The organism is Arthrobacter sp. TJ-270 (assembly GCF_058269075.1).
Genome location: NZ_JBZCNB010000017.1, coordinates 1 through 5,298, shown reverse-complemented (window position 1 = coordinate 5,298; position 5,298 = coordinate 1). Strand labels below are relative to the sequence as shown.

2 rRNA genes are annotated in these 5,298 nt (G+C 55.6%); both read right to left on the bottom strand.

The window, feature by feature from the left end:
* Window positions 1–75 precede the first annotated feature (75 nt).
* Window positions 76–3,223, bottom strand: a 23S ribosomal RNA gene (locus tag AC4D2M_RS17135).
* Window positions 3,224–3,730: 507 nt separating this feature from the next.
* Window positions 3,731–5,254, bottom strand: a 16S ribosomal RNA gene (locus AC4D2M_RS17130).
* The 16S and 23S rRNA genes sit together here, the layout of an rRNA operon.
* Window positions 5,255–5,298: the final 44 nt, after the last annotated feature.

Sequence of the window (5,298 nt, the reverse complement as noted above, 5' to 3'; positions counted from 1 at the left end):
GCAAAGGTGAACAAGGGGTGCGGGGTTGTTGGTTGGGAACCGCATAGTGGACGCGTAGCATTTCATGTGTTTTGTGGTGTCAAGTTATCGGCGTATTAGTACCGGTCAGCTTCACGAGTCGTTAGTCCTCGCTTCCACATCCGGCCTATCAACCCAGTGGTCTGGCTGGGGGCCTCTCACACCAAATGGTGTATGGAAATCTCATCTTGAAGCAGGCTTCCCGCTTAGATGCTTTCAGCGGTTATCCCATCCGAACGTAGCTAATCAGCGGTGCACTTGGCAGTACAACTGACACACCAGAGGTTCGTCCGTCCCGGTCCTCTCGTACTAAGGACAGCCCTTCTCAAATTTCCTACGCGCGCAGCGGATAGGGACCGAACTGTCTCACGACGTTCTAAACCCAGCTCGCGTACCGCTTTAATGGGCGAACAGCCCAACCCTTGGGACCTACTCCAGCCCCAGGATGCGACGAGCCGACATCGAGGTGCCAAACCATGCCGTCGATATGGACTCTTGGGCAAGATCAGCCTGTTATCCCCGAGGTACCTTTTATCCGTTGAGCGACGGCCATTCCACAATGTGCCGCCGGATCACTAGTCCCGACTTTCGTCCCTGCTTGAGATGTCTCTCTCACAGTCAAGCTCCCTTGTGCACTTACACTCGACACCTGATTGCCAACCAGGCTGAGGGAACCTTTGGGCGCCTCCGTTACTTTTTGGGAGGCAACCGCCCCAGTTAAACTACCCATCAGGCACTGTCCCTGACCCGGATTACGGGCCGAAGTTAGATATCCAGAGTGACCAGAGTGGTATTTCAACGATGACTCCACCTGAACTGGCGTCCAAGCTTCACAGTCTCCCACCTATCCTACACAAGCCACACCGAACACCAATACCAAACTATAGTGAAGGTCTCGGGGTCTTTCCGTCCTGCTGCGCGTAACGAGCATCTTTACTCGTAGTGCAATTTCGCCGAGTTTATGGTTGAGACAGCGGGGAAGTCGTTACTCCATTCGTGCAGGTCGGAACTTACCCGACAAGGAATTTCGCTACCTTAGGATGGTTATAGTTACCACCGCCGTTTACTGGGGCTTGAATTCCCAGCTTCGCCCACAAGTGAGCTAACCGGTCCTCTTAACCTTCCAGCACCGGGCAGGAGTCAGTCCGTATACATCGTCTTGCGACTTCGCACGGACCTGTGTTTTTAGTAAACAGTCGCTTCCCCCTGGTCTCTGCGGCCCCGATCCGCCTCCCCACAGCAAGTGTGGTTCACGGTTGGGGCCCCCCTTCTCCCGAAGTTACGGGGGCATTTTGCCGAGTTCCTTAACCATAATTCTCTCGATCGCCTTAGTATTCTCTACCTGATCACCTGTGTCGGTTTGGGGTACGGGCAGTTGGAACCTCACGCCGATGCTTTTCTCGGCAGCATAGGATCATCGGATCCCCACCAAAAGTGGGGCCCATCGGGTCTCAGAGACGGTATCAAAACCAGGACCACGGATTTGCCTATGGTCCCTCCTACATCCTTAGACCGGGACAACCATCGCCCGGCCCGACTACCTTCCTGCGTCACACCTGTTAATACGCTTACCTCCCAAGATCAGGTCCCACGCGCCCCACCAACACTGGGTCCGAAGACCACTCGAAGGCGGATTGGGTGGTTAGTATCCCTTGTTCAGTATGGGCGGTTCTTCACCGGTACGGGAATATCAACCCGTTGTCCATCGACTACGCCTGTCGGCCTCGCCTTAGGTCCCGACTTACCCAGGGCAGATTAGCTTGACCCTGGAACCCTTGATCATTCGGCGGACGGGTTTCTCACCCGTCTTTCGCTACTCATGCCTGCATTCTCACTCGTGTAGGCTCCACCGCTGGTTTACACCGCGACTTCACTGCCCACACGACGCTCCCCTACCACTCCAGACGCCTGAACCAACCCACAAGGGGCGGCTTAGCAAAAATCTGAAATCCACAACTTCGGCGGTGTACTTGAGCCCCGCTACATTGTCGGCGCGGAATCACTTGACCAGTGAGCTATTACGCACTCTTTCAAGGATGGCTGCTTCTAAGCCAACCTCCTGGTTGTCTGAGCAACTCCACATCCTTTCCCACTTAGCACACGCTTAGGGGCCTTAGTTGGTGGTCTGGGCTGTTTCCCTCTCGACTATGAAGCTTATCCCCCACAGTCTCACTGCTGCGCTCTCACTTACCGGCATTCGGAGTTTGGCTGACGTCAGTAACCTTGTAGGGCCCATCGGCCATCCAGTAGCTCTACCTCCGGCAAGAAACACGCAACGCTGCACCTAAATGCATTTCGGGGAGAACCAGCTATCACGAAGTTTGATTGGCCTTTCACCCCTACCCACAGCTCATCCCCTCCATTTTCAACTGAAGTGGGTTCGGTCCTCCACGACGTCTTACCGTCGCTTCAACCTGGCCATGGGTAGATCACTTCGCTTCGGGTCTAGATCACGCCACTCACTCGCCCTATTCAGACTCGCTTTCGCTACGGCTTCCCCACACGGGTTAACCTCGCGACGTAACACTAACTCGCAGGCTCATTCTTCAAAAGGCACGCCATCACAGGAACAAAGCCTGCTCTGACGGATTGTAGGCACACGGTTTCAGGTACTATTTCACTCCCCTCCCGGGGTACTTTTCACCTTTCCCTCACGGTACTGGTCCGCTATCGGTCATCAGGGAGTATTTAGGCTTACCAGGTGGTCCTGGCAGATTCGCACGGGATTTCTCGGGCCCCGTACTACTTGGGATACTCTCCAAGCGGCAGCACGCATTACAGCTACGGGACTCTCACCCACTCCGGTCGGGCCTTCAAACCCGTTCACCTATACGCCTGCACTCACTTCACCAGCCCGGCAGAGCTGATACGGAAAGTCCCGCAACCCCAGTGATGCAACGCCCGCCGGCTATCACACACCACTGGTTTAGCCTCATCCGCGTTCGCTCGCCACTACTAACGGAATCACTATTGTTTTCTCTTCCTGTGGGTACTGAGATGTTTCACTTCCCCACGTTCCCCCCACGCACCCTATGTGTTCAGGTACGGGTCACCCAGTCACTCGCGCGCTGGGCGGGGTTTCCCCATTCGGACATCCTGGGATCAAAGTTCGGTTATCAACTCCCCCAGGCTTATCGCAGATTCCCACGTCCTTCTTCGGCTCCTGATGCCAAGGCATCCACCGTGTGCCCTTAAAAACTTGACGATCACACACACAACACACCACCAACCCCAAAGGGACGATGACGGTTATATGCGAACACAAAATTTTAAGATGCTCGCGTCCACTATGCAGTTCTCAAACAACAACCCCAGTAACACACCACCTGCACCCCACAAAAGGAAAACAGGCAGCCATGCCCAGGAACACCAGAAACCCCAAAAACCAGACCCCCCGGAACAACCCACACAAACCGTGCAGACCACCCCGAAAAAGCCAAGCCCCTGTTGCCTCAGGACCCAACAGTGTGCCAAACGCTACCGAACCACCACCAACCAGCCCTTTCCCAAACCACACACCCACCACCAGGACAAACCCGGCAGCAACGCATGCAACCCGTACTCAAACCAGCCGGCACCAACCCGGCACCTATTCATTGATATTCCACCCATGAGCACCCACCGCAGAACAAACGCCTGCGCAATGGGCATACTCCTGACAACCCCCAGCCACCCCATACAGGACAACCAGAAAATTGTAGGCGCTCCTTAGAAAGGAGGTGATCCAGCCGCACCTTCCGGTACGGCTACCTTGTTACGACTTAGTCCCAATCGCCGGTCCCACCTTCGACGGCTCCCTCCCACAAGGGGTTAGGCCACCGGCTTCGGGTGTTACCAACTTTCGTGACTTGACGGGCGGTGTGTACAAGGCCCGGGAACGTATTCACCGCAGCGTTGCTGATCTGCGATTACTAGCGACTCCGACTTCATGAGGTCGAGTTGCAGACCTCAATCCGAACTGAGACCGGCTTTTTGGGATTAGCTCCACCTCACAGCATCGCAACCCTTTGTACCGGCCATTGTAGCATGCGTGAAGCCCAAGACATAAGGGGCATGATGATTTGACGTCGTCCCCACCTTCCTCCGAGTTGACCCCGGCAGTCTCCCATGAGTCCCCGGCATAACCCGCTGGCAACATGGAACGAGGGTTGCGCTCGTTGCGGGACTTAACCCAACATCTCACGACACGAGCTGACGACAACCATGCACCACCTGTAAACCGGCCACAAGTGGCCGACACATCTCTGCGCCGTTCCGGTTCATGTCAAGCCTTGGTAAGGTTCTTCGCGTTGCATCGAATTAATCCGCATGCTCCGCCGCTTGTGCGGGCCCCCGTCAATTCCTTTGAGTTTTAGCCTTGCGGCCGTACTCCCCAGGCGGGGCACTTAATGCGTTAGCTACGGCGCGGAAAACGTGGAATGTCCCCCACACCTAGTGCCCAACGTTTACGGCATGGACTACCAGGGTATCTAATCCTGTTCGCTCCCCATGCTTTCGCTCCTCAGCGTCAGTTAATGCCCAGAGACCTGCCTTCGCCATCGGTGTTCCTCCTGATATCTGCGCATTTCACCGCTACACCAGGAATTCCAGTCTCCCCTACATCACTCAAGTCTGCCCGTACCCACCGCAGATCCGGAGTTAAGCCCCGGACTTTCACGGCAGACGCGACAAACCGCCTACGAGCTCTTTACGCCCAATAATTCCGGATAACGCTTGCGCCCTACGTATTACCGCGGCTGCTGGCACGTAGTTAGCCGGCGCTTCTTCTGCAGGTACCGTCACTTTCGCTTCTTCCCTACTGAAAGAGGTTTACAACCCGAAGGCCTTCATCCCTCACGCGGCGTCGCTGCATCAGGCTTGCGCCCATTGTGCAATATTCCCCACTGCTGCCTCCCGTAGGAGTCTGGGCCGTGTCTCAGTCCCAGTGTGGCCGTCCACCCTCTCAGGCCGGCTACCCGTCGTCGCCTTGGTAGGCCATTACCCCACCAACAAGCTGATAGGCCGCGAGTCCATCCAAAACCACAAAAGCTTTCCACCCCCCACCATGCGGTGAAGAGTCGTATCCAGTATTAGACCCAGTTTCCCAGGCTTATCCCAGAGTCAAGGGCAGGTTACTCACGTGTTACTCACCCGTTCGCCACTAATCCCCCCAGCAAGCTGGAGATCATCGTTCGACTTGCATGTGTTAAGCACGCCGCCAGCGTTCATCCTGAGCCAGGATCAAACTCTCCGTAAAAAAATACAGACACAACACAAACCCCCCGGAAAAAGAAGGATCCA